Annotated in this window: 22 protein-coding genes; 8 read left to right on the top strand and 14 right to left on the bottom strand. The window is 66.8% G+C overall.

The annotated features are described in order from the left end of the window. Nucleotides 1-50: 50 nt before the first annotated feature. Complete coding sequence (locus tag ABE485_RS02325; RefSeq protein ID WP_346513158.1) at nt 51-1,640, bottom strand: sensor histidine kinase; 1,590 nt, start codon at nt 1,638-1,640, stop codon at nt 51-53. Further along, nucleotides 1,640-2,341 (bottom strand): response regulator, encoded by a 702-nt coding sequence (locus ABE485_RS02320; RefSeq protein ID WP_057287429.1) that lies wholly within the window; start codon nt 2,339-2,341, stop codon nt 1,640-1,642. The genes ABE485_RS02325 and ABE485_RS02320 overlap by 1 nt, the downstream gene beginning before the upstream one ends. 220 nt (nt 2,342-2,561) lie before the next feature. Here ABE485_RS02320 and ABE485_RS02315 point away from each other — a divergent pair, with 220 nt between their 5' ends. Next, nucleotides 2,562-3,899: a fimbrial protein gene (locus ABE485_RS02315; protein WP_346513157.1), complete on the top strand. Its 1,338-nt coding sequence runs from the start codon at nt 2,562-2,564 to the stop codon at nt 3,897-3,899. Nucleotides 3,900-3,992: 93 nt separating this feature from the next. Further along, complete coding sequence (gene recQ, locus ABE485_RS02310; protein ID WP_346513156.1) at nt 3,993-5,822, top strand: DNA helicase RecQ; 1,830 nt, start codon at nt 3,993-3,995, stop codon at nt 5,820-5,822. 54 nt (nt 5,823-5,876) lie between these two features. On the opposite strand, the gene ABE485_RS02305 is transcribed toward recQ, so the two are convergent. Together ABE485_RS02305 and ABE485_RS02300 are read right to left on the bottom strand one after the other, a co-directional pair. Beyond that, entirely contained in the window at nt 5,877-6,932 is a 1,056-nt protein-coding gene (locus ABE485_RS02305) for a cytochrome d ubiquinol oxidase subunit II (protein WP_346513155.1), read from the bottom strand. Then, on the bottom strand, nt 6,929-8,272 hold the full coding sequence (locus tag ABE485_RS02300) for a cytochrome ubiquinol oxidase subunit I (protein WP_346513154.1): 1,344 nt from the start codon (nt 8,270-8,272) through the stop codon (nt 6,929-6,931). Before ABE485_RS02300 ends, ABE485_RS02305 begins: the two co-directional genes overlap by 4 nt. A gap of 136 nt (nt 8,273-8,408) precedes the next feature. On the opposite strand from ABE485_RS02300, the gene ABE485_RS02295 reads away from it, so the two are divergent. From ABE485_RS02295 to minE, 4 genes are all read left to right on the top strand, one after another. Then, nucleotides 8,409-10,175 (top strand): glutamine--tRNA ligase/YqeY domain fusion protein, encoded by a 1,767-nt coding sequence (locus ABE485_RS02295; protein ID WP_346513153.1) that lies wholly within the window; start codon nt 8,409-8,411, stop codon nt 10,173-10,175. A gap of 159 nt (nt 10,176-10,334) precedes the next feature. After that, on the top strand, nt 10,335-11,246 hold the full coding sequence (gene minC / locus ABE485_RS02290) for a septum site-determining protein MinC (RefSeq protein WP_346513152.1): 912 nt from the start codon (nt 10,335-10,337) through the stop codon (nt 11,244-11,246). 140 nt (nt 11,247-11,386) lie between these two features. Then, nucleotides 11,387-12,202: a septum site-determining protein MinD gene (gene minD, locus ABE485_RS02285; protein WP_346513151.1), complete on the top strand. Its 816-nt coding sequence runs from the start codon at nt 11,387-11,389 to the stop codon at nt 12,200-12,202. Between the two features lie 3 nt (nt 12,203-12,205). Next, nucleotides 12,206-12,463: a cell division topological specificity factor MinE gene (minE, locus tag ABE485_RS02280; protein ID WP_006217654.1), complete on the top strand. Its 258-nt coding sequence runs from the start codon at nt 12,206-12,208 to the stop codon at nt 12,461-12,463. Nucleotides 12,464-12,552: 89 nt separating this feature from the next. Here minE and ABE485_RS02275 read toward each other — a convergent pair whose 3' ends face one another. The 4 genes from ABE485_RS02275 to ABE485_RS02260 form a co-directional block, all read right to left on the bottom strand. After that, nucleotides 12,553-12,777, bottom strand: coding sequence for a glycine zipper 2TM domain-containing protein (locus ABE485_RS02275; RefSeq protein ID WP_346513150.1), 225 nt, complete (start codon nt 12,775-12,777; stop codon nt 12,553-12,555). A gap of 192 nt (nt 12,778-12,969) precedes the next feature. Next, on the bottom strand, nt 12,970-13,503 hold the full coding sequence (locus tag ABE485_RS02270) for an isochorismatase family protein (protein WP_346513149.1): 534 nt from the start codon (nt 13,501-13,503) through the stop codon (nt 12,970-12,972). Between the two features lie 117 nt (nt 13,504-13,620). Continuing rightward, nucleotides 13,621-15,294 (bottom strand): energy-dependent translational throttle protein EttA, encoded by a 1,674-nt coding sequence (ettA, locus tag ABE485_RS02265; protein WP_346513147.1) that lies wholly within the window; start codon nt 15,292-15,294, stop codon nt 13,621-13,623. Between the two features lie 93 nt (nt 15,295-15,387). Further along, the gene (locus tag ABE485_RS02260) at nt 15,388-16,311 is read right to left on the bottom strand and encodes a DMT family transporter (protein ID WP_346513146.1); all 924 of its coding nucleotides are present in this window, start codon (nt 16,309-16,311) and stop codon (nt 15,388-15,390) included. 173 nt (nt 16,312-16,484) lie between these two features. On the opposite strand from ABE485_RS02260, the gene ABE485_RS02255 reads away from it, so the two are divergent. Then, nucleotides 16,485-17,003 (top strand): hypothetical protein, encoded by a 519-nt coding sequence (locus ABE485_RS02255; RefSeq protein ID WP_346513145.1) that lies wholly within the window; start codon nt 16,485-16,487, stop codon nt 17,001-17,003. A gap of 84 nt (nt 17,004-17,087) precedes the next feature. Here ABE485_RS02255 and ABE485_RS02250 read toward each other — a convergent pair whose 3' ends face one another. The 6 genes from ABE485_RS02250 to ABE485_RS02225 all read right to left on the bottom strand — a co-directional run bounded on the left by ABE485_RS02250 (nt 17,088) and on the right by ABE485_RS02225 (nt 23,280). Continuing rightward, nucleotides 17,088-18,083: an ABC transporter ATP-binding protein gene (locus tag ABE485_RS02250; RefSeq protein ID WP_346513144.1), complete on the bottom strand. Its 996-nt coding sequence runs from the start codon at nt 18,081-18,083 to the stop codon at nt 17,088-17,090. After that, the gene (locus ABE485_RS02245; RefSeq protein ID WP_346513143.1) at nt 18,080-19,054 is read right to left on the bottom strand and encodes an ABC transporter ATP-binding protein; all 975 of its coding nucleotides are present in this window, start codon (nt 19,052-19,054) and stop codon (nt 18,080-18,082) included. The genes ABE485_RS02250 and ABE485_RS02245 overlap by 4 nt, the downstream gene beginning before the upstream one ends. Nucleotides 19,055-19,061: 7 nt before the next feature. Then, on the bottom strand, nt 19,062-19,976 hold the full coding sequence (locus ABE485_RS02240) for an ABC transporter permease (RefSeq protein ID WP_346513142.1): 915 nt from the start codon (nt 19,974-19,976) through the stop codon (nt 19,062-19,064). After that, nucleotides 19,976-20,965: an ABC transporter permease gene (locus ABE485_RS02235; protein WP_346513141.1), complete on the bottom strand. Its 990-nt coding sequence runs from the start codon at nt 20,963-20,965 to the stop codon at nt 19,976-19,978. Before ABE485_RS02235 ends, ABE485_RS02240 begins: the two co-directional genes overlap by 1 nt. Before the next feature lie 61 nt (nt 20,966-21,026). After that, a complete protein-coding gene (locus ABE485_RS02230) occupies nt 21,027-22,598 on the bottom strand; it encodes an ABC transporter substrate-binding protein (RefSeq protein ID WP_346513140.1) in 1,572 nt (523 codons plus the stop codon). Between the two features lie 184 nt (nt 22,599-22,782). Continuing rightward, the gene (locus ABE485_RS02225; RefSeq protein WP_346513139.1) at nt 22,783-23,280 is read right to left on the bottom strand and encodes a MarR family winged helix-turn-helix transcriptional regulator; all 498 of its coding nucleotides are present in this window, start codon (nt 23,278-23,280) and stop codon (nt 22,783-22,785) included. A gap of 367 nt (nt 23,281-23,647) precedes the next feature. On the opposite strand from ABE485_RS02225, the gene ABE485_RS02220 reads away from it, so the two are divergent. Beyond that, nucleotides 23,648-25,870, top strand: a complete 2,223-nt coding sequence (locus tag ABE485_RS02220; protein WP_346513138.1) for an indolepyruvate ferredoxin oxidoreductase subunit alpha — start codon at nt 23,648-23,650, stop codon at nt 25,868-25,870. Nucleotides 25,871-25,874: the final 4 nt, after the last annotated feature.

Raw genomic sequence — 25,874 nt, 5'->3', positions numbered from 1 at the left:
AAGCAGGATGCATCGTACCGTAGCGCGGCCCGCCCCGGGGCGGGCCGGTCTCAGGCGCTCTGGGACAGCGGCAGCCTGACGCGCACGCACAGGCCGCCGGAATCCGCCTGGCGCAATTCCAGCGAACCGCCGTGGGCCCTGGCGATGGCTTCCGCCAGCGCCAGCCCCAGGCCCACGCTGCCGGTGCGCGTGCGCGCATCGTCGAGCCGGCTGAATGGCCGCAGGGCCTCCTGGCGGCGTTCGGGCACGATGCCGGGGCCATGGTCCGCGACATCCAGCACCGCGTGGCCGTCCTCGCCGCGCAGCGCCACGTCCACCGGCGGCGCGCCATGGTTCAGCGCGTTGCCGATCAGGTTGTCCAGCAGGCGGCCCAGCGCCACGGCGTCGGCCTGCACCACCAGTGTCCCGGCGTCGGCAGCCGCGTCCAGGGCGATGTCGGTGCCGGCGCCCTGCCAGGCGCCCACACGCTCCGTCAGCCATTCGGACAGGACGATCGGCGCATAGCGGTAGGCGGCGGGATCGGTGCCGCGCACGAAGCCGATGAACTGGTCGACCATGTGCTGCATGTCCCGCAGATCGGTGCGCAGCCCTTCCTTGAGCGTGGAATCGTCCGCCATCTCGACGCGCAGCCACATGCGCGACAAGGGGCCCTTCAGGTCGTGCGGCAGGCCGGACAAAAGCGTGCGGCGCACCGAATCGGATTCCGCCAGCGCGTCCAGCATGGCGTTGAAGCGTTCGCCGAGCGCGCGGGTTTCGTGCGGGCCCGAGGGCTCCACGCGCTGCGGCTGCCCCGCGGCAAGCTGGTCCGCGGCGTCGGCAAGCCGCGTGATCGGCCGCGTGATGTGCCAGGAAAAGCCGACCGCCAGCAACAGCAGAAGTCCCAGGCCGCCGAGCCACGCGGCGATGAACGGCGTGGCCACGGGCGGGTCCAGCCGGTCCAGCGGGATGACCAGCCATTCCCGCAGGCGCGGCGCGTCTTCGGTGGCGGGGTTGGGCGCCAGCGAAATGAAGATTTCCGGCGTGGGTCCGCGCGACAGCGCCACCCGGGTGCCGTCGTTCAGGCGTTCATTGAGCTGCTGGACCAGCACGCGCAGGTCGCGGCGGATATCGTCGGGCTCCGGCGGGTGGCGGCGGTTGTATTCCTCGCGGTCGCGGGCGCGGTCGGCCTCGCTGCGCTGCGCGTCCGTGCGTTCGCCTGTCCTGGCGCCGTCCATGTCGCGGTCGTCGCCCCGGACCTCGGGCGGAGGCGGCGGCGGCGGACCGTGCAATTGCGAGTCCATCGCGGGCGGCGCAGGTGGCGGGCGCGGCGCAGTGCGCGGTGGGGGCGGCGGCCGGCGGCCATTGAAACGCTGCAGCTTGGCCTCGGCGGGCAGGACGCGCGACCACAGCCGCCACTGGTTCTGGGACGCCGTGCGCACGAAATCGGCGCGGTCTTCGGCCGGCACCTGGGACACGGCGGCGCGCAGGGTCCGGATGGTGGTGACGATATAGCCGATGGCCACGTCTTCCATGAACTTGTGCCGGAAGTACGACACGGTCACGAGGGTGGCCGCCTGCGTCAGGAGAACCGAGCCCAGGATCAGCAGGATCAGCCGCGCCCGCAGCGAACGGGGCACCAGAAAACCGGGAGAAAAGCGCATCAGGGGGAAAACCGGTAGCCGATGCCCCAGACGGTCTGGATCCAGCGCGGCTGCTTGGGATCGTCTTCGATCACGCGGCGCAGGCGCAGGATCGCGATGTCGATGGCGCGGTCGTTGCGTTCGCCGGCGTCGTCGTCGCGGGCCAGGGCCAGCAGGCGTTCGCGCGACAGCGGCTTGCCGGCGTTGCGGACCAGGGCTTCCAGCAGATTGATTTCGCCGCCCGTCAGCTTAACGACGGCGCCGTCGCGCGAGAGCTGGCGCGTGGACGGATCAAACACGAAGGGGCCGAACGAAACCGGCGCGTCCTTGGTGAGCGCGGACGGGCCGCGCTTGCGGCGCAGCACGGCCTCGATGCGGGCGAGGAGTTCGCGCGGGTCGAAAGGCTTGCCGACGTAGTCGTCCGCGCCGGCCTCCAGGCCGATGATGCGGTCCACGGCTTCATCGCGCGCGGTGAGCAGGATGACGGGGATGTCCTCGCCCTGCTCCCGCAGGCGGCGGCACGCGTCTGCGCCGTCTCCGCCGGGAAGCATGCGGTCGAGCACGAGCAGGTCGGGGGCGTAACGGGTGATGCGCGACGACAGGTCGGTCGCGTCGGGCGCCAGCAGGGTGTCGTAGCCGTGCCGGTTCAGGTAGTCGGCCAGCAACTGGCGCAATGCCGGGTCGTCGTCGACGACCAGCAGCTTGGTGTGGGAGTTGTCCATGGACGTCATAGTGCGGTGCGCCGCCTTGGCCCGCAAGAGGCAAGAAATCATCTGAAATATACCTGTTGCGCGATGTACGGCGCATGATTGCGCGCTTTCGCGACGTGTCCCCCGGCAAGATCGGACTGGCCCTAAAATACCGCCACGCCTGCTGCCGCTCGTGGGGTTTACTAAAGATCGTTTACAGATCCGGCGCCGGTCCCTCTCTACACTGTCCCTTATGGTCGCCCCTGCAATCCTCTGGCGCAGACGGCTGTTGCACGTGGCGCTGACGGCAGGCCTGGGCCTGCCGCTGGCTCCCGCGTTCGGCGACGAGCCCGAAGCGCCCCCCTTTGTTTCGGCACCGCCTCCCGCGGCCGCGCCGACGCGCGTGGCGCGTGGCATCGGGGTTTTGTCCCCTGTTCAACCCTTTCCGGTGCAACCCGCGGCCTCGCTGGATGCGCGCGCCGTGCCGCTGGACCCCACGCCCTGCGACCTGCACGCGACCGAGCCCGCGATGGACACCAGCGTGCAAGGCGGGGGCGACGACCCCGAGGCCGGCTTCATTCCCGGCATGGGCCTGGGGCTTTCCGGAGACCTCGCGCCCCCTCCCCTGTCCTGCGACCCGCTCGCCACGCCGGCGGCACCCGAAGACATCGCACCGGACTATTCGTTCGCCCTGGAAGACGGGGACATTCCGCGCGTGCCGGTGGTGGTGATTTCGGGCGTATCGCGCCCCAGCCGGCCCTGGTTCGCGTCCGTCAGCGGACAGGACGGCCTGCGCTACGGGGGCGACCGCAACTGGGTCTACCGCAATACCACGGGCCCTTCCGTCACGGTCGGCAACGTCAATCCCAATACGCCCGGCTGGGGCAGCGGCGCGCCCGTGGGCGGACTGCAGATCTCCAACTGGGCCGGCACCGGCGCAACCGTGCCCGAAGGCAGCTTCGGGTACTCATCGTCGCTGGGCAAGCTCAACCTCATGGACCCCGCCGCGCGGTCCGGCGCCGTCGACTATGGCGCCTCGGTCGGCAGCGGCAGCGTGCGCTACGGGCTCACGCCCGTCCTGACGCTCGAAGGCCAGGTGCAGAGCGCGCCCTCGCTCACCACGCGCGGCGTGGGCACCACCTACAGCGCCGGCGAATTCGGCACATTCCAGGCCGGCGCCACCCAAAGCACGTTCGACGCGGCCAGCGGCTACCGCTACCGGTTCGGCTACAGCGTGGACGTGGCCGATGCGGTGAGCCTGGGCTATACCAACGAGCAGATCGGCGCGGGCTATGGCGACCTGTCGACCTACTCCGGCGGCGTGGCATCGGCCCCCCAGACCCGCAACACCTTGTCCGCGGGCGTCCCGTTGTCCGGCTGGGGCACGCTCAGCGGCACCTATTCCGGGCTGCGCGAGGGCTCGGTCCTGGCCGAGCAGCGCGTGGGGCTGTCGCACAGCATGTTCGTCGCCCCCAAAGTGAAGCTGGCGGTGGGCGCCGACCGCGACATCGTCACCGGGGACTACGGCTGGCGCGCCAACCTCAGCATGCCCGTCGACACCTTCATGCGCGGCACCTGGCTGAGCTGGTAGGCGCCTGGCGCGCGGACGGAAATATCCCGGCCGGAACGGCTCCGCCGGAATTGGGGCTTAAAATCCCTGCCATGATCCTCCCGGCCTACCTCCATGTCTGACGCGCGCGCCCTTGGCGTGTTGCAGCGCGTCTTCGGTTACGAATCCTTCCGCGGCGACCAGCAAGCCATCGTCGAACAGGTGATCGACGGCGGCGACGCGCTGGTCCTCATGCCCACTGGCGGCGGCAAGTCGCTCTGTTACCAGATCCCGTCGCTGGTCCGCGAAGGCACCGGCATCGTCGTATCCCCGCTGATCGCGCTGATGCAGGACCAGGTGGATGCCCTGACCGAACTGGGCGTGCGCGCGGCCTTCCTGAACTCCACGCAGGACTGGCGCGTGGCCCGCGAGGTCGAACAGGCCTTCCTGGCCGGCGAACTCGACCTGCTCTACGTGGCGCCCGAACGCCTGCTGACCGACCGCTGCCTGCAGCTGCTGGAACGCGGCCGTATCGCGCTCTTCGCCATCGACGAAGCCCACTGCGTGTCCCAATGGGGACACGACTTCCGGCCCGAATACCTGGGCCTGTCCATGCTGCACGAGCGCTGGCCCGACGTGCCGCGCATCGCGCTCACGGCCACGGCCACCGCCGTCACCCGCACCGAAATCGCCCAGCGCCTGTCGCTGGACGAGGCGCGCCATTTCGTATCCAGCTTCGACCGCCCCAACATCCGCTACCGCATCGTCGAAAAGAACGAAGTGCGCAAGCAGCTGCTGGACATGATCCGCACCGAACACGAGGGCGAATCCGGCGTGGTGTACGGCCTGTCGCGCGCCCGCGTCGAGGAAACCGCCGAATTCCTGTGCAACCAGGGCATCGACGCCATGCCCTACCACGCCGGGCTCAGCCCGCAGGTGCGCGCGGCCAACCAGGCCCGCTTCCTGCGCGAGGACGGCGTCGTCATGGTCGCCACCATCGCCTTCGGCATGGGCATCGACAAGCCCGACGTGCGCTTCGTGGCGCACATCGACCTGCCCAAGTCCGTCGAAGGCTACTACCAGGAAACCGGCCGGGCCGGCCGCGACGGCCTGCCGGCCACCGCCTGGCTGGCCTATGGGCTGCAGGACGTGGTGCAGCAGCGCCGCATGATCGACGAATCGCCCGGCGACGAATCCTACCGCCGGCGCCTGGGCCAGCAGCTCGACGCCATGCTGGGGCTGTGCGAGACCGTGGAATGCCGGCGCGTGCGCCTGCTGGCCTACTTCGGCCAGCAGATCACCGCCTGCGGCAACTGCGACGTCTGCCTGGATCCCCCTCAGGCCTGGGACGGCACCGTCGCCGCGCAAAAGGTGCTGTCGGCCGTCTACCGCCTGTGGAAGGAACGCGGCCAGCGCTACGGCGCGGGCCACATCATCGACATCCTGCGCGGCAAGGTCACCGACCGCACCAAACAGCACGGCCACGAAACGCTCAGCGTCTTCGGCGTGGGCGAAGACCTGAGCGACACCGCCTGGCGCGGGGTGCTGCGCCAGTTGCTGGCGCAGGGCCTGCTGACGGTGGACAACGAAGGCTACGGCACGCTCGCCCTGACCGAAGGCAGCCGCGCCGTGCTCAAGGGCGAACGGCAGCTGATGCTGCGGCGGGAATCCGAGAAAAAGGCGCGGTCCGGCAAGACCGGCAGCGGCCGCCCGAAGGCCGCCACCATCGACCTGCCGCCCGAATTGCAGCCCGTCTTCGAGGCGCTGCGCGCGTGGCGCGGCGAAGTCGCCAAGAGCCATGGCGTGCCGGCCTATGTGATCTTCCACGACGCCACGTTGCGGGAAATCGCCCTGGCCCAGCCGGACTCCATGGATGCCCTGAGCCACATCAGCGGCGTGGGCGCCCGCAAGCTGGAAGCCTACGGCGAAGAAATCCTGCAGCGGGTGTCCCGGCCGGTCCTGTAGCGGAACCGGGCCGGAAAAGCCGATGGCCGCGCCATCGGCGGCCGCCGCGTCGCGTCAGTAGGACGGCGGCGGCAGCAGCGGCACGGGCGGGCGTTCCTTGCCGAACACCGACCGGTAGGCCAGGATGTTGAACACCAGAACCACCGGAATCCCCACGACCGCACCCGCCATGACCAGGCGCATGGAGCCCAGCGCGCCGGCGCCGTCCCACAGGGTCATGTCGTCCAGGATCAGGTAGGGGAACAGGCTGTAGGCCAGGCCGCTGAGCATCAGCAGGAACAGCGCCACCGTCAGCACGAAGGGCAGCCAGCTGAAGCGGTCGGCCCGCCCCGGCAGGCGCGCCAGCAGCATCTCGGCCGCGACGAAGCCCGCCAGCATCAGCACCCAGACGGACGCGGCCAGGCTCAAGTGCGCGATGTTGCTCCATTTGTAGAAGATGCCCGCGTTGGCCAGGCCCAGCGTGACCGCGATCGACACCATGCCCACCGCTGTCCAGCGGATGGCGTGGCGGGCCCAGTTGGCGGCCCGGCGCTGAAGATCGCCATCCACGCGCATGACCAGCCATGACGCGCCCAGCAGCACATAGGCCGCCACCGCGCACAGGCCCACGAACATCGCGAACCAGCCATAGCCGGCATCGGACTGGTAGCCGGTGGCGATCCGGCCGAGCAGCATGCCCTGGCCGAACGCGGTAATGATCGACCCCGCCCAGAAGGCGAAGATCCAGCGCGGCTTGTGTTCGTTGCGCGCGCGGATGCGGAATTCGAATGACACGCTGCGCAGCACGACGCCCAGCACCATGAAGGTCAGGGGCCCGTACAGCTTGCCCAGCACGGCTCCCCAGGCAAACGGGAACGCCGCCGCGAACAGGCCCATGCCCAGCAGCAGCCAGAATTCATTGGCGTCGCGCCACGGGCTGAGCAGGCTCATCATGCGGCCGCGCTCGTGTTCCGGGGCCAGTTGCAGCAGGATGCCCACGCCCAGGTCGAAGCCGTCCAGGACCATGCCCGCGGCGATGACGACGAACAGCAGGCCCATGAACGCCAGCGGCATCCAGAAGGAAGGATCGTCGGGACTCAGGCCTTGCGAGGCCGCCAGCATGGCGATCATGGCGCGCCTCCGCTCAGTTTGCGCACGGGCACCACGCCGTAGCGCGCCGCGTGGAACAGCATGCCCGCGAACGCGGCCAGCAGCAGCGCGTACAGCAGCAGATAACCGGCCAGGCCATAAAGGACGGTGCTGGACGCCACGGTGCCCAGGACCTCGGATTGCGTGATGGTGCCGTTCACGGCAAAAGGCTGCAGGCCGATGACGGACACCCACCAGCCGGCCACGACGGCGATGCCGCCGGCGAACATCATGCCGCACAGGACCCGCTGCCACCAGGACGGCAGGGCCGACGGGTCCAGTCCGCGCCGGAAAGTCCAGAGGAACGTCACGCACGCCACGGCCAGCATCAGCAGGCCCAGGCCCGCCGCCACGCGCAGCGACCAGAAGGTCAGCGCCACCGGCGGGAGCATGCCGGAATACTTGTCCAGGCCCTGGTAGGTACCGTCCGGGTTGCGGTGCAGCCACATGCCCCCGGCATTGTTCAGGGTCAGGTCGGCCACGTTCTGGTGGGAGCGCGCATCGGGCCAGCCGAACAGCACCAGTTGCGGCACGGACCCGCTTTCCCAAAAGCCGGCCGCGGCAGCCGCCTTGGCGGGCTGCAGCTTGGCCACCATCTGCCCGGCGCCCGTCGCAACCGGCAATTGCAGGAAGGCGCCCACCACGGCCACGACCAGGGCGGTCTTGAACGCGCTGCGTTCGCCATCGCCCAGCGGCCGGCGCAAGGCCTGCAGCGCCGTCACGCCCATCATCAGGAAGGAGGCGGCCAGGGCGGCTCCCACCATGACCACGGCCATGCGCCAGCCCACGGAGGGGTTCAATACGACCTTCACCCAGTCATAGACCTGGTAGCGGCCGTCGACGAGCAGCGCGCCGTCCGGCGTCTGCATCCAGGACTGCAAGGCCAGGACCCAGAAGACCGCCACCAGCTGCCCCACCGCCACCATCAGCACGGCCAGGGTATGGGCGGCATCGGACACGCGGCGCTGGCCGAACAGCATGACGCCCAGGAAACACGATTTCAGGATGAAGGCCGACAGGATGCCGTAGCCCAAGAGCGGGCCCGCCACGTTGCCGATCTTGTCCATCAGCCCCGCCCACAGGCTGCCGATCTGGATCAGGACGGGGACGCTGGCCGCCAGGGTCAGCACGAAAGACAGGGCGAAAATGCGCACCCAGAACCGGTAGGCTGCCGTCCAGCCGCCATGGCTGGACCAGCGCGCCCGGATCTTGAAGAACAGCAGCACCCAGGCCAGTGCCAGGGAAACGGCGAGAAACAGCGCCAGGAAGCTCAGGCTGGCCACGAACTGCGCCCGGGCCAGGGATAGGGTCGAGATATCCATAATGGCCCGTAGTGTAGAGCCAGTTACATGACTATGGGGGCAGATTGAAACCGGTTGCAGGCGTGGCGAAAATGGCTACTCGGCGGAACGTGGCAAAATTGACGCTTTGTCGCTGCTTTTTCCTATTCTTTCAAGAATGACCTCCGCCACGACGCCGACCCCCGCCGCATCAAATTTCCTGCTCAACATCGTCCAAGACGACCTCGAAGCCAACCGCTTCCAGGGCAAGCGCTGGGCGGGCAAGCCTGGCCCGGCCGCCGTGCAGCAGCAGGGAGAAGCGGACCCGGCCCGCATCCGCACGCGCTTTCCGCCGGAGCCCAACGGCTACCTGCATATCGGCCACGCCAAGAGCATCTGCGTGAACTTCGGGCTGGCGCGCGACTTCGGCGGCGTCTGCCACCTGCGTTTCGACGACACCAACCCCGAGAAAGAAGACCAGGAATACGTCGACGCCATCATCGAGGCGGTCCACTGGCTGGGCTTTGACTGGAAGGCCGACGGCCGCGAGAACCTGTACTTCGCCAGCGATTACTTCGGCTACATGTATGAATTCGCCGAAGCCCTGGTCGAAGCGGGCCACGCGTACGTCGACGAACAGAGCGCCGACGAGATCCGCGCCAACCGAGGCACCCTGACCGAACCGGGCACCGATTCGCCCTGGCGCAACCGCCCCGCGGCCGAGTCGATCGCCTTGCTGCGCGAAATGCGCGACGGCAAGCATCCCGACGGCAGCCTGGTGCTGCGCGCGAAGATCAACATGGCTTCGCCCAACATCAACCTGCGCGACCCGGTCATGTACCGCGTGCGCCACGCCACCCACCACCGCACCGGCGACCAATGGTGCATCTATCCGATGTACAGCTGGGCGCATCCGGTGGAAGACGCGCTGGAAGGCATCACCCACAGCGTCTGCACCCTGGAATTCGAAGACCAGCGCCCGTTCTACGACTGGATCCTGGCGCGCCTGGCCGAACTGGGCAAGCTGGCCCAGCCGCTGCCGCACCAGTACGAATTCGCCCGCCTGAACCTGAGCTACGTCGTCACCAGCAAGCGCAAGCTGCTGCAACTGGTGCGCGAAGGCCACGTGGACGGCTGGGACGATCCCCGCATGCCGACCATCTTCGGCCTGCGCCGCCGCGGCTACACGCCGGCGTCGATCCGCCTGTTCTGCGACCGCACCGCGGTGTCCAAGTCCGATTCGCGCATCGACTACAGCCTGCTGGAACAGGCCGTGCGCGACGACCTGGACCCCATCGCCCCGCGCTCGGTGGCGGTGCTGGACCCGATCAAGCTGGTCATCACCAACTATCCGGAAGGCCAGACCGAACTCTGCACCGCGCCGCGCAATCCGCATGAACCGGAAGCCGGCGTGCGCGAATTCCCGCTGTCGCGCGAACTGTGGATCGAGCGCGACGACTTCCGCGAAGAAGCGCCCAAGAAGTACTTCCGCCTGTTCCCCGGCAACACCGTGCGCCTGAAATACGGCTACGTCGTGCGCTGCACCGGCTTCACCAAGAACGAGGCCGGCGAGGTCGTCGAGGTCCAGGCCGAATACCTGCCCGACACCAAGAGCGGCACGCCGGGCGCCGACAGCGTCAAGGTCAAGGGCAACATCACCTGGGTCAGCGCCGCGCACGCCGTGCCGGCACAGATCCACCTGTACGACCGCCTCTTTGCCGACGCGCGTCCGGATGGCGGCGACAAGGACTTCCTGGCCTGCCTGAATCCCAATTCCAAGCAGACCGTCACGGCCTGGCTGGAACCGGGCACCCTGGCCACCCCTGGCGCCACCTGGCAGTTCGAGCGCCTGGGCTACTTCACGGCCGACCTGAAGGATTCCACGCAAGAGGCCCCGGTGCTCAACCGCATCGTGACCCTGCGCGATTCCTGGGCCCAAGGCTGACGCGCCGCGCGCGCAATACGGGAAATAGGCGCCTTGCGGCGCCTTTTTCTTTCGTTGCGCCCGCGGCTCAGGCCGCCCCGGGCGGGTTATCATCCCCGACATCCCGCAGCCGGTTGAGCGCGCCGTTTCCAGGCGCGCGCACCGCCAGCCACAATCAAGATGAACACTGAATCCCTAGCCCTGGACTTCAAGAGCGCCACCCTGTATGCCATCCGGGTGGTCCTGCATAGCGCCGATCCCGAACGCCTGAACGCCGCGCTGGCCAAGCGCATGGCGGATGCGGGCAGCTTCTTTGAAAACGAACCTGTCGTGATCGATGCGAGCCGGGTCGAGGAAAAGATCGACTGGACCGCCCTGGTGGCGGCACTGCGCGGCCATAACCTGCCCCCCATCGGCGTCGTGGCCGAGGGCGACAACCTGCAGGCCGCCCGCGAGGCCGGCCTGACGCCGGTGGAGCTGTCCACGCCCGCCGCGCGGCCCGCTCCCGTGGTCGACACCGCGCCGCCGAACGACGTCGCGACCCCGGTGCCGTCGGTGCCCGCCGCAGCCGTCGAGATCGCCCAGGCTCCCACGGATACGTCGGCATCCGAGACCGCGCCCGCCCCGGCCTCGAAATCCGACGAATCCGCCGCCCCCGCGGCCGCGACGACGGCCACGGCCGCCGAACCGCTGCCCGCCCGCGCCGCCAGCAACACCACGTCCGCTTCCAGCCCCACTCCCGCCGCGCCGCATTCGTCGTCGGCGCTGGTCATCACCCGGCCCCTGCGGTCCGGCCAGCGCGTCTATGCGCGCCACACCGACCTGGTCGTGATCGGCATGGTGAGCCAGGGCGCGGAAGTCATCGCCGATGGCAACGTGCATGTCTATGGCCCGCTGCGCGGCAAGGCCATGGCCGGCGCGCGCGGCGATGCGTCGGCCCGCATCTTCACGACGCACCTGGACGCGGAACTGTTGGCCGTGGCCGGCGTGTACCGCGTGGTCGAGGACAAGCTGGACCGCACGCTGCAGAACCAGCCTGCGCTGGTTCGCCTGGATGGCGACACCCTGCGGATCGAAGCCTTGAAGGCGTAATGCCCCGGTCCCGTTTTTCCTGCCTTGAGACGGCGGCGCGGCGCCAGCCGCACAAATCTCAACACATCCTGTAAGAAGCCTTACATGGGCTTTTTGCTTTACGATAACGCGATTTATTCGAACATAAGGGTTTGATCGTCATGACACGCATTGTTGTGGTGACTTCCGGCAAAGGCGGCGTGGGCAAGACCACGACGAGCGCCAGTTTTTCCGCGGGCCTCGCGATGCGGGGCCACAAGACCGCTGTCATCGACTTCGACGTCGGCCTGCGCAACCTCGACCTCATCATGGGCTGCGAGCGTCGCGTGGTGTACGACTTCGTCAATGTGATCCAGGGCGAAGCCACCCTCAAGCAGGCGCTGATCAAGGACAAGCAGCTCGAAAACCTGTTCATCCTGCCCGCTTCGCAAACGCGCGACAAAGACGCGCTGACCCAGGAAGGCGTCGAGAAGGTCATCAACGACCTGAAGGAAATGGGCTTCGATTACATCGTCTGCGATTCGCCCGCGGGCATCGAGACCGGCGCGCTCATGGCGGCCTACTTCGCCGATGACGCGCTGGTGGTCACCAACCCGGAAGTGTCGTCGGTGCGCGACTCCGACCGCATCCTGGGCATCCTGGCGGCCAAGTCCAAGCGCGCGGTCGACGGCGACGAGCCGGTCAAGGAATTCCTGCTGCTGACCCGCTACAACCCGAAGCGCGTGTCCGACGGCGAGATGCTGTCGCTGACCGACATCGAGGACATCCTGCGCATCAAGCTGATCGGCGTGATTCCCGAATCGGAAGCCGTGCTGCAGGCCTCGAACCAGGGCCTGCCGGCCATTCATCTGAAAGACACCGACGTCTCCGAAGCCTACAAGGACGTCGTCAGCCGTTACCTTGGCGAAGACAAGGCGCTGCGCTTTACCGATTACGAAAAGCCCGGTTTCCTGAAGCGCCTGTTCGGAGGCAAGTAAGCAATGTCTTTCCTGTCGTTTCTGCTCGGTCAAAAGAAGACCTCCGCTTCCGTCGCCAAAGAACGGTTGCAGATCATCCTGGCCCACGAGCGTGGTCGCGGCGATTCGCCCGATTACCTGCCCCAGTTGCAGCAGGAGCTCATCGCGGTCATCTCCAAGTACGTGAAGATCAACCCTGAAGACATCAAGGTGCACCTGGAACGCCAGGACACGCTGGAAGTGTTGGAAGTGAAGATCGAAATGCCGCAAAACGAGACCTGACGCCTCGTTGCGCGCCGGCCTGCCGGCGCGCACGCCACGCATAAAAAAACGCCCGGCATTGCCGGGCGTTCCGCTTTGGGAAAGATGCTTTAGCGCTTGCCGACCTGATCGCCGATCACGCCGCCGATAGCCGCGCCCCCCACCGTGCCGAGCACGCCGCCGTTGGTGAGGACGGCCCCCGCCACCCCGCCCAGCGCGGCGCCGCCCACCGTGCTCTTTTGGCGATGGCTCATGCCATCCCACGACGAACAACCCGCCATGACGGCGGCCAGGGCCACTGCGGCACAGATCTTGGAAAGCGATGCGATTTTCATGTTGAAGCTCCTATTCTTCTACCCAGGGGCCGCACCAATGAAGCTGATGCGAGCGCACGGACCCTTTGTGGGTTTAGAGCTTGCAGGATCGCAAAATAAGCGGGGCCACGGTGTTAGGTTTGCCCAGGAATTGTGTCAAAGGGAGAGTGAATCTTTGCACTGCCCTGGGGACCATGTTGCAGGCGCCGTCGGCTATTTGACGAGACGTAACACATCGCGGAAGCGCGGATGCTCGCAGGTCTCCATCCATTCGAAAATCGCCATCTCCGACGTGATGATTTCGGCGCCATGCGCACGCGCGCGGCGCAGGGCGGCATGGTGGTCGGCCGATCTGCGCGATCCCGCGGCATCGGCGACGAGCGCCGCCTTGTAGCCCAGGTCGATCAGGCCGATCACGGTCTGCAATACGCAGATGTGCGCTTCGCAGCCCGCCACCAGCACGGTCCTGCGCGCGGACGGCAGCCAGCCGTCGAAGCCCGGTTCGCGCGCGGACGAAAAGTGCATCTTCTGGAACGTGCCCTGCACGAGTTCACGCAGCGGTTCCACCGTGACGCCCAGCATCTTGCTGTGGTGCTCGGTGGCCATCACCGGCACATCCAGCAGCCGCGCGGCCTGCGCGAGCTTGTGCGCGGCGTTCAGCACCGCATCGCCATCATGGATGGCGGGCATCAGGCGGCCCTGCATGTCGACGATGAGCAGGGTGGAATCGGAGGCGGACAGCAGCATGATGGAACACTCCCTAGGCAAGCCATCAGGATAACCCCGCGCGGCACCCATGTGCCGGGCAAAGAAAAATCCCGGCGCAAGGGCCGGGATTCTTCAGGCTGGGCGGCCCAGGCCGGTTTACTTCAGGGCCTTGTAGCGCAGGCGCTTGGGCTTGGCGCCCTCTTCGCCCAGGCGGCGCTTCTTGTCGGCTTCGTACTCCTGGTAGTTGCCGTCGAAGAACACCACTTGCGAATCGCCTTCGAACGCCATGATGTGCGTGGCGATACGGTCCAGGAACCAGCGATCGTGGCTGATCACCATGACGCTGCCGGGGAACTCCAGCAAGGCGTCTTCCAGCGCGCGCAGGGTTTCCACGTCGAGGTCGTTGGACGGCTCGTCGAGCAGCAGCACGTTGCCGCCGGCGATCAGCGTCTTGGCCATGTGCAGGCGGCCGCGTTCGCCGCCCGACAGCTGGCCCACGACCTTGTTCTGGTCGCCGCCCTTGAAGTTGAAGCGGCCCAGGTAGGCGCGCGACGACATTTCGAACTTGCCCACGGTCAGGATGTCGGCGCCGTCGGCCACCGCGTCGAACACCGTCTTCTTGTCTTCCAGCGCATCGCGCGACTGGTCGACGTAGGCGAGCTTGACGGTCTGGCCGATGTTCACTTCGCCCGAATCCGGCTGCTCGCGGCCGGCGATCATGCGGAACAGCGTCGATTTACCGGCGCCGTTGGCGCCGATGATGCCGACGATGGCGCCCGGCGGCACCTTGAAGCTGAGGTTGTCGATCAGCAGGCGGTCGCCGTAGGCCTTGCTGACGTTGTTGAATTCGATGACCTCGTTGCCCAGGCGTTCGCCCACGGGAATGAAGATTTCCTGGGTTTCGTTGCGCTTCTGGTATTCGTAGGACGACAGTTCTTCAAAGCGCGCCAGGCGCGCCTTGGCCTTGGCCTGGCGTCCCTTGGGGTTCTGGCGCACCCATTCCAGTTCTTTCTTGATGGTTTTCTGGCGAGCGGATTCGGACGACTCTTCCTGCTTGAGGCGGTCTTCCTTCTGTTCCAGCCACGAGCTGTAGTTGCCCTTCCAGGGAATGCCGTAGCCGCGGTCCAGTTCAAGGATCCATTCGGCCGCGTTGTCCAGGAAGTAGCGGTCGTGGGTCACGCCGACGACGGTGCCGGGGAACTTGTGCAGGAACTGCTCAAGCCATTCCACGCTTTCGGCGTCAAGGTGGTTGGTGGGTTCGTCCAGCAGCAGCATGTCGGGCTTGGACAGCAGCAGGCGGCACAGGGCCACGCGGCGCTTTTCACCACCGGACAGATTGCCGACGATGGCGTCCCAGGGCGGCAGGCGCAGCGCGTCGGCGGCGATTTCCATCTGGTGTTCGATGTCGTCCGCGCCGCTGGAGGCGGCCGCGGCGATGATGGCTTCCAGTTCGGCCTGTTCGGCGGCCAGCGCGTCGAAATCGGCGTCCGGTTCGGCGTAGGCGGCGTAGACCTCGTCAAGGCGCTTCTTGGCGGTGACGACCGCGCCCAGGCCTTCTTCGACCGACTGGCGAACCGTGTGCTCGGGATTGAGCTGCGGCTCTTGCGGCAGGTAGCCGATGTTCAGGCCCGGCATCGGAACGGCTTCGCCTTCGATCTCGCGGTCGACGCCCGCCATGATCTTCAGCAGCGTCGACTTGCCCGAGCCGTTCAGGCCCAGCACGCCGATCTTGGCGCCAGGAAAAAACGAAAGCGAGATATCGCGCAGGATCTGCCGCTTGGGCGGCACGATCTTGCCGACGCGGTTCATGGTGTAGACGTATTGGGCCATGGGCTCGTAGGTGAGATATAGCTGAGAAACCGTTGATTGTAGGCCGGAACCCTGACCGGCGCGCGGCGCACGGGATCCAGCCCCGATTACCAGTCAGGCCGCCTTGCCCGCGCGTGCGCCAAGACGCGGCGTGCGCATCTGCGCCAGCATCACGCCGGCCAGCGCCAGCGCGCCGCCCACGATGTGGAAAATGTGCGGCTTTTCGTCCAGGAACACCGCGGCGATCGCCACCGTGCCCACCGGCATCAGGTTCAGGAACACACTGGCGCGATTGGGCCCCAGATGCTTCACCCCTTGCATCCACAGGAACGGCGCGAACAGCGACGGAAAGATCGCCGCATACAGCACCAGCGGCACATTGGCGGCATTGAGCGGCGACGGCGCCGCCGCCAGGAAGGCCGGCAACTGGAACAGCACCCCGAATCCGACCTGCACGTACAGCGACTGCCACGGCCCCACCGGCAGACCCCAGCGGCGCAACAACACGCCGTACAGCGCGTACGCCAGCGCGGCCAGGCCCATCAGCAGGTCTCCGGGGTTGGCGCCCACCGACAGCAGCCTTGCCGGATCGCCCTCGCCGATCAGCAACGCCAGGCCCGCCAGCGACAGCAACCCTCCCAGCATCGCCATCAGCGTGGGACGCTGGCGCAGCACAACCGTCCCCACGGCGATGGTCAACAGCGGAATCATCGCCGTGATAATCCCCATGTTCGTCGCCGTGGTGCTCGATGCCGCCACATAGGCCAACCCCTGGTACAGCGCCATGCCCAGGCCGCCCAGCACCGCGAACTTGGGAAGGTAGGGCAAGATGAGCCGGCGCTGCGCCCACACGCCCGGCAGCGCGAACGGCGTCAGCAGAACGCCGGCCAGCGCCCAACGATAGAATCCGATGACGGCCGGCGCGATCACGCCGGCGGCCATCTTGGTCACAATCATATTGACCGACCAGATCAGCGCCGCCAGCAGCGGAAAAAGCAGATAGCGGAAGGGGATGGTCGAAGAATCAGCGCGCGTCATAAAACAGGCAATACCGGACAGGGGCAACCGGCAAGTGTAAGGGCGCGTCCGGCATTGAGGAAACCGCCGTCATCCAAGCGTCCGATGCACTGCAACGCAGTTCGCGAGACAATAGCGTCTGACTTTACGTATCTGCCGTGCCGTCGCGGCTTCATCGCGCCCAGGAACCCTTCATGTCCGCCTCCGCTACTCCCCCTGCTTCCTTGACCCATTTCAGTGCCGCCGAACTGGACATGCTGGCCAAGACCGCGGACGCACTCAGCGCCTACCTGGGAAAACCCGTGCTGGCCGAAGTGGTGCTGGGCGACGAGGGCACCGAATGGGTGACCTACGGCGTGCCCATGGACGAGAACGCCAAGGAAGAAGAGGACCAGACCCACGTCCAGATGGGCGGCCCCGGTGCGCGCCTGCTGGGCAATCGGGGCGGCCTGGCGCAATCCGACGACGACACCTATGACTGCCTGTACCTCTGGGCAATCCAGATCTCGCTGAATGAGGGCGAACGCTTCGTCAAGCTGGACCACGACGGCGAGGAATCCGCCTGGTCCGACAGCCTGGAAGACGTGCTGCCCTTTGCGCTGACCGAGGAGCCGCAGCCGGATCCGGACGAGGAAGACGACGAAGAGGAAGAAGACGGCGCCGACGAGGACGACGACACGCCGTACGACGACGAGCGCAACCACCGCCATTGAGCGGCGCGCGGCGCGCGCAAGGCCGCCGCGATCGCGCAAGGAAGCGCCGGACACCGGCGCCCCTGCTTCAGCCGCCGCGCGGCATCAGGCGGAGATCCGCCCCTCCTGCACGGCATGGCAGGCCACGATCGACACCCCCGCCAGCATCGCCACCGGCGCCTCGGACCGGCAGCGGTCATTGGCGTGCGGGCAGCGCGGATGGAACGTGCACCCCGGCGGCGGATTCAGCGGATTGGGCACTTCTCCGGCCACCGCCGTGCGCGGCTTGCCGGCGCCATTGATGTCCGGAATCGCCTCCAGCAGCATGCGCGTGTAGGGATGGCGCGGCCGCGCGAAGAGTTCGTCGCGCGGCGCGACTTCCACCATGCGGCCCAGATACATCACCCCCACCCGGTCGGCCACGTGATGCACGACCGCCAGGTTGTGGGAAATGAACAGGTACGTCAGCCCCAGCTCCCGCTGCAGGTCCTTCATCAGGTTCAGCACCTGCGCCTGCACCGACACGTCCAGGGCCGAGGTGGGCTCGTCGCACACCAGGAACTCCGGATTGACCGCCAGCGCGCGCGCGATCGAAATGCGCTGGCGCTGGCCACCCGAAAACTGGTGCGGATAGCGCCCCTGGTCCGCCGGATCCAGCCCCACCTGCCTGAGCAGGTCGCCGACCCGCGCCACGCGCTCGTCCGGTGTCATCCGCGTATGCGTCAGCATCGGCTCGGCGATGATGCGGCCCACGCGCCAGCGCGGATTCAGGCTGGCATAGGGATCCTGGAAAATCATCTGCAACCGCTTGCGCAGGGCGCGGCCGCCCGGCTCGGACATGCGCGACAGGGGCTGGCCGTCGAAGCGGATGTCGCCGCGGGTCAGGCCATAGAGCCCGACCAGCATGCGCGCCACCGTGGACTTGCCACAGCCCGATTCGCCGACCAGGGCGAGCGTCTCGCCGCGGGCGATCTCGAACGACACGCCGTCCACGGCGCGCAGCATCACCTTGGGCTTGCGCGCCAGCTTGCGCTCGAGCCAGGGCGGAGATACGTCGAACCAGCGGGCCGCGTCCTTGACTTCTACGAGAGGGGTGCTCATGCGGCCACCTTGTCTTCATGCAACCAACAGGCCGCGCGGGACGTGCCCGCCGGCAGCAATTCGGGCCGGTCCTGCGCGCAGCGCGGCAGGCGCTGGCCGCAGCGCGGATTGAAGGCACAGCCCGGCGGGATGGCATTGAGCCGCGGCATGCTGCCGTCGATCTGCACCAGCCGTTCGGTGTGGCCCTCGAGCGTCGGGATGGAACCCATCAGCCCCGCCGTATAGGGATGGCGCGGCTTGTGGATGACGTCGGCCACCGGGCCGATCTCGGCCACGCGGCCCGCGTACATCACCGCCACCCGGTCGGCGGTCTCGGCGATCACGCCCATGTCGTGCGTGATCAGCATGACGGCCGTGCCGTTCTCGCGGCACAGGCGCTTGAGCAGCTCGATGATCTGCGCCTGGATCGAGACGTCCAGCGCCGTCGTGGGTTCGTCCGCCACCACCAGCTTCGGCTCCGCGGCGAGCGCCAGCGCAATCACCACGCGCTGCCGCATGCCGCCGGAAAACTGGTGCGGGTAGTGGTCGATGCGTTCGCGCGCGGCGGGTATGCCGGTGGACGCCAGCAGTTCGACCGCGCGGTTGCGCGCCTGCGACCAGGTCATATCCAGGTGGGTCACGATGGTTTCCGCCAACTGCCTGCCCACCGTGTAGAGCGGGTTCAGGGACGTCAGCGGGTCCTGGAACACCGCGCCGATCTCGCGCCCGCGCACGCGGCGCATCTGCTCGTCGGGAAGGTTGTCGATGCGGCGGCCCGCCAGCAGGATCTCGCCGCCGGCGATGCGGCCGGGCGGCTCGAGCAGGCCGATGATGGATGCGCCGGTCAGCGACTTGCCGGCGCCGGATTCGCCCACCACGCCCAGGACTTCGCCAGCCTGGATGGAAAAGGACACGTCGTCCAGGGCGCGTAGCGTGCCGCGGCGCGTGGGGAACTCCACGCGCAGGTTGCGGACTTCGAGTAGTGCGCTCATGGTTGCCTCAGTTCAGTCGCGGGTTGAGCGCATCGCGCAGCCAGTCGCCAAGCAGGTTGACCGACAGCACGAGCAGCACCAGCGCCGCGCCCGGGAAAATGGTGATCCACCACTCTCCGGAAAACAGGAAATCGTTGCCGATGCGGATCAGCGTGCCCAGCGAAGGCGCGGTCGGCGGCACGCCCACCCCCAGGAACGACAGCGTTGCCTCGGTGATGATGGCCGTCGCCAGGTGCACGGTGGCCAGCACCAGCACCGGACCCAGCACGTTGGGCAGCACGTGGCGGAACATGATGACGGGCGAAGCCACGCCAATCACGCGCGCCGCCTGCACGTACTCGCGGTTCTTCTCGACCAGGGTCGAGCCGCGCACGGTGCGGGCGTACTGCGGCCAGCCCGCCAGCGCGATGGCGCCGATCAGCACCGGAAACGCGATCAGTTCGTGCATGTCGCGCGGCACCGCCGCGCGCGCCACGCCGTCGATCAGCAGCGCGATCAGGATGGCGGGAAACGACAGCTGCACATCCGCGACGCGCATGATGAAGGCGTCGATGCGCCCGCCGGCATAGCCCGAGATCAATCCCAGCACGATGCCGATCAGCATGGACAGCATCACCGACGCCAGGCCGATCAGCAGCGACACGCGCGTGCCGTACAGGATGGCCGAGTACAGGTCTCGGCCCTGGCTGTCCGTGCCGAGCAGGTACGTCGCCTGGCCATTGGTTTCCCAGGCCGGGGGCAGCAGCGCGTCCAGCAGTTCGACCTTGGTCAGGTCGAACGGATTGTGCGGCGCGACCCAGCCGGCCCCGAAGGAGCCGATCAGCAATGCCGCGAGCAGCACGGTGGCCACGATGGCCACGGGCGCCCGGCGCCAGGCCCAGGCGATGTCGCTGTCCCACCAGCGTTTGAGTACGGCGCGCATCAGTGAGCCCCCCCGCCGCGAGTCAGCCCGGAACGCAGCCGCGGGTCCACGACGAAATACAGAAGATCGACGATCAGGTTGATCACCACGAACACCAGCGCGATCAGGCACAGGTAAGCGGCCATGACCGGCACGTCGGCGAATTGAACGGCCTGGATGAACAGCAGGCCCATGCCCGGCCACTGGAACACGGTTTCCGTGACGATGGCGAAGGCGATGATGCCGCCCAGCTGCAGCCCGGTGATGGTGATGACCGGCACCATCGTGTTCTTCAGGGCATGCCCGAAGTGGATGGCGCGCCGTTTGAGGCCGCGGGCGCGGGCGAACTTGATGTAGTCGGAACGCAGGACTTCCAGCATTTCCGAACGCACCAGCCGCAGCACCAGCGTCATCTGGAACAGCGACAGCGTGATGGACGGCAGGATCAGGTGCTTCCATCCGGTGGCGGTGAACAGGCCGGACGTCCACCATCCCAGGCTGACCGTGTCGCCCCGCCCGTAGCTGGGCAGCCAGCCCAGCTGCACCGAGAACACCAGGATCAGCAGGATGCCGATCAGGAACGTGGGCAGGGACACCCCGAGCAGGGAGCCGGCCAGCAGCATCTGGGAAACCAGGCTGTTGCGCTTGAGCGCCGTGTACACGCCCAGCGGCACGCCCACGACCAGCGCCAGCAGGGCGGCCACCATGGACAGCTCCAGCGTGGCCGGCAGGCGCGACTTCAGCAGGGTGGAAACGGGTTCGCTCTGGCGCAGGGAGATGCCGAAATTGCCCTGTGCGGCGTTGGCCACGAAATGGCCGAATTGAACGATGGCGGGCTCGTTCAGGCCCAGGCGTTCACGCAGTTCGATGCGTTCGGCATCGGTGGCGTCCTGCCCCAGCATGATGGTGACAGGGTCGCCGACGTATTGGAAAAGCACAAAGGCCAGTAGCGCGACGGTGAGCATCACCGCTACGGCCTGCAACAGGCGACGCAGTATGAAAGCGAACATAGGCGGAAAAAAGCAAGACGGCGGGGGCCGGATAGGCCCCGCGCCGTCTGGTTAGCCTGGATCAGTCAATCTTGACCCAATCGGCAACGAGGCGGTTGTCGGCACGGTGGATGACCGTGACGTTCTTGCGCATTGCCCAGGGGATGACCTGGTCATGCAGCGGGATGTGCCCGAAGTCCTTGGCGTGCCCTTGCAGCACGGTGATGATGTCGGCGTCGCGCTTGGCCGGATCGGTTTCGGTCTTGATCCGGTCGATGATGACGTCCAGTTCCTTGTTGCTGTAGTTGCCCAGGTTGTACATGCCGTCCGCGCCCTCGCCCTTGGTGCGGATCAGGTTCTGCAGCGTGTACATGGCGTCGAACGTGGGCACGCCCCAACCGAACAGGTAGGCGCTGGTGTCGAACGACTGCACCTTCGGGAAGTAGGTCGAACGCGGCATGGCGTTCATGGTGGCCTTGACGCCCACCTTGGCCCACATGCCCACGACGGCCTGGCAGATGGCTTCGTCGTTGATGTAGCGGTTGTTCGGACAGTCCAGCGTGAAGTTCAGCGTGCCGTCGTAGCCGGCTTCCTTCAGCAGGGCGCGAGCCTTTTCGGGATCGTAGGGCACGCGCTTGTGCACGGATTCCGCCCAGCCATGCACCTGCGGCGCGATCATCGTGCCGGTGGGCGCGGACAGGCCGCGCATCACGGCGCGCTTGATCGCGTCGACGTCGATGGCGCGGTACAGCGCTTCACGCACGCGGATGTCCTGGAAGGGGTTCTTGCCCTTGATGTTCGAGTACTGCAGCTCGGGACGCTTCTGGTCCAGGCCCAGGTAGATGGTGCGGTATTCGTTGCCTTCCACGACCTTCTGCGCCTGGCGCAGGCGTTCCAGGTCCTGGGCGGCCGGATCCAGCACGAAATCGATCTCGCCCGACAGCAGCGCCGCGGTGCGCGTGGCGTTCTGCTTGATCGGCGTGAACACCACTTCGGTCACGTTGCCGACCTTGCCGGCCTTGTTCCACCAGTCCTTGTTTTCCTCGAAGACCGTGCGCACGTCCACTTCGCGGCTCTTGAGCTTGTAGGGGCCCGTGCCGTTGGTGTTGCGCGCGCCGAAGGTTTCTTCCTTGTTGACAAAGTCCTGCGGCTTGGGGATGTTGTTCTTTTCGGACCAGGCCTTGTTCATGATGAACACGTTGGTCAGCTGGCGCAGCAGCACGGGGTTGGGCGCCGAGGTCTCGATCTCGACCGTCAGGTCGTCGATCTTGCGCGCTTCCTTGATGCCGGTCGTGTAGGCCTTGTAGTTCGACGTGGGGGCCATGGCGCGGTGGATGGAGAACACCACGTCGTCCGCGGTGAAGGCGGCGCCATCATGGAACTTCACGCCGGGACGCAGCTTGAAGCGGTACAGCGTGGGGGACACCTGCTCCCATTCGGTGGCCAGGCGGGGCGTGACCTTGAAAGACTTGTCGTAGTCGACCAGGGGCTCGTAGATGTAGCTGTTGGCGGCGATCGTCATGCCCTCGTTCTGCGAGTGCGGATCGAACGTGAGGATGTCGCCCTGGGCTGCCCAGCGGAAGGTCTTGGCTTGCCCGATCGAGGGCACGGCCACGGCGGCGGCGATCGCGATAGCAATCAAAGTGCGGCGCATAAGTGTCAACTCCTGACAGTAGTCTGAATTACCGGCGCGAGTGTGCCTACCCGCCAGACCCGCGTCAATTCAGGGTTTATGCGTACCGGAGGCTGTTTTCACAGAGGAGAAACAATCAGGGACGCATTTGCTTGTAACAAAATAATTGGTCCAAACAATGTTCGAGTGCGCGCCTGCAACGGACTTACTCTTCCGCGTCGATCGGAAGCTCCAGCGGAAAGTGCTCGGTCATCAGCACACCGAGCATCTCGATCAGCAGCGCCGCCTTGTCTTCGCCGAACGGCGCGAGCACCGCCTTCTGGTGCTGCAGCGCCTGGTCGCACAGGCCGGTGATGAGGTTCGAGCCCTTGGCCGTGATGCAGACCCGGGTCTGCCGGCGGTCGGCGCGCACGCCGGTGCGGGCCACCAGGCCTTCGGCTTCCATGCGTTGGACCACCTTGCTGAGCGTGGGCTGCTTGGTGATGGCCAGCACCGCCAGGCTGCCGATGGTTTCGCCCGCGCTGCCTTGCAGGCTGGCCAGCACCCGCCATTCCGTCACGGACAGGCCGGCCGCCTTCACCTGCAGATGGAATTCGGCCGAGATGCGCTGGCTGGCCTGCGCCAGCAGATACGCCAGGTAGCCATCCACGAACCTGGGGCCGGGCGCCGCCGCGCGGCCGCCGCGCTGCTTATCCGCGCGCATGTTGCTTTGCTCCCACGCCGATGTTTCCAAGGCTCGTCCCCTTGACGAAAAGCGCATTGCACCACGACGGCGCAGCCGCGCGCCATGATGTACCGCAATGCTGTTGCGCAGCACAGGGTATACCCCCAATCGCAACCCATTTTTGCACCATTCCAGCGCTCCGCACCAACCAAAATCCTAGAGAACAACCAGTATATACACCCTTGTTTTAGCGTGATATTTTTTGATTTCCATGAAATTTCATCTTTTTTATTGACAGCTAAAACGTTGACTCCTAAAGTATTTTTCAGGCGATGATTTCGTGATGACTTGATGCTGCACGGCAGCAAGGTTTAAAGGACCGCGCCGGTCCGCGAAAGGGATCCAGATGGCTGAAAGGTCTTTCAAGAAAGAAGTCCAGCAGTTGCGCATCGGCGCGGGCCAGGAGTTCCGCGGCGAAGGCATTCTTGCCGTCACGAAAGCGCTGCTGCAGTCGGGCGTCGGCTACGTGGCCGGCTACCAGGGATCGCCCATTTCCCACCTGATGGACGTGCTGGCCGACGCCAACGACATCCTGCAGGAACTGGGCGTGCATTTCGAGGCCAGCGCCTCGGAAGCCACCGCCGCCGCCACGCTGGCCGCATCCGTCATGTACCCCATCCGCGGGGCTGTCACCTGGAAATCCACCGTCGGCACCAACGTCGCATCGGACGCGCTGGCCAACCTGGCCTCGGGCGGCGTCACGGGCGGCGCACTGGTCATCGTCGGCGAAGACTACGGCGAAGGCTCGTCCATCATGCAGGAACGCTCGCACGCGTTCGCCATGAAGTCGCAGATCTGGCTGCTGGATCCGCGCCCCAACCTGGAAAGCATGGTCAAGGCCGTGGAAGACGGCTTCTCGCTGTCGGAAGCCAGCAAGACGCCTGTGATGCTGCAGCTGCGCATCCGCGGCTGCCACGTGCACGGGCGCTTCACCGCCAAGGAAAACAAGCGTCCCGACTTCACGCTGGCGCAGGCGCTGGAAAGCCCGGCGCGCGACACCAGCCGCATCGTGCTGCCGCCAGCGTCCTTCCTGCACGAACAGGAAAAGATCAAGGAGCGCTGGCCCGCCGCCATCCGCTACATCAAGGAACACAAGCTCAACGAGCACTTCGACGGCGACCAGGACGACATCGGCCTGATCCTTCAGGGCGGCCTGTACAACGGCGTCATCCGCGCGCTGCAGCTGCTGGGCCTGGCCGACCACTTCGGCAACAGCCGCATCCCGCTGTACGTCATGAACGTGACCTACCCCGTCATCGAGGACGAGGTCATCGACTTCTGCCGCGGCAAGCGCGCCGTGCTGCTGCTGGAAGAAGGCCAGCCGGACTACATCGAGCAGAACCTGCACGCCGTGCTGCGCCGCGCGGGCATCGACACGCGCCTGTCCGGCAAGGACGTGCTGCCGATGGCCGGCGAATACACGACCCAGGTCATGCGCGACGGCCTGCGCGAATTCCTCAAGCGCAACCGGCCGGAATCGCTGCAGACGCATCCGGCCGTCGTGGCGGATGCGCAGGCGGACGCGGCCCAACTCACCATCACCGAGGTGTCGCGGCCCAAGCCCGCGCGCCCCGCCGAACAGCCCATCACCTTCCACAAGCACGTCGAAAACCTGGCGTCCGTGGTGCCGCCGCGGCCTGCCGGCTTCTGTACGGGCTGTCCTGAACGGCCCATCTTCTCCGCGCTGACGCTGGCGCAGGAGACGCTGGGGCAGCACCACATTTCCTGCGACATCGGCTGCCACCTGTTTTCGATCCTGCCGCCGTTCAACCTGGGCGCCACGACCATGGGCTACGGCCTGGGCGCGTCCAGCGCGGCGGCCTTCAACGTGCCCGCCGCCAAGCGGCCCATTTCCATCATGGGCGACGGCGGCTTCTGGCACAACGGACTGTCTTCCGGCATCGGCAATGCGGTGTTCAACAAGTACGACGGCGTCATCGTCATCGTCGACAACTTCTATGCGTCGGCCACGGGCGGACAGGACATCCTGTCCTCGCGCGCCGACAACCCCGACCGCTCGACCAACAACCCCATCGACCAGGCCGTGCGCGGCGTGGGCGTGAAGTGGGTTCGCACGCTGGACCGCACGTACGACGTGGCGAAGGTGCGCGCCACCATCGAGGAAGCCCTGACCACCGACATCAAGGGCCCCAAGGTCATCATCGCGCAGTCCGAATGCATGCTGAACAAGCAGCGGCGGGTGAAGCCGCTGTTCAACAAGGCGGTCAAGGAAGGCCGGCGCGTGGTCAAGGAACGCTTTGGCGTGGACCCGGACGTCTGCACCGGCGACCACGCCTGTATCCGGCTGTCCGGCTGCCCGTCCCTGACCGTGAAGGACAGCGGCGACCCGCTCAAGGAAGACCCGGTGGCGCACGTCGAAAGCAGCTGCGTGGGCTGCGGCAACTGCGGCGAAGTCGCCCATGCCGCCGTGCTGTGTCCGTCTTTCTACCGCGCCGACATCATCCACAACCCGACCGGCGCCGACCGCTTCCTGGCGCGCGTGCGCGGGGCGGTGATCGGCTACCTGCAGCGCCGGCGCGCCGCGCGCCTGGCCCAAAACGCCCTTTAAGGAC

The organism is Achromobacter spanius, assembly GCF_039673305.1.
GTDB classification, from domain to species: domain Bacteria; phylum Pseudomonadota; class Gammaproteobacteria; order Burkholderiales; family Burkholderiaceae_B; genus Achromobacter; species Achromobacter spanius_F.
This window is presented reverse-complemented; position numbering and strand designations above follow the sequence as displayed.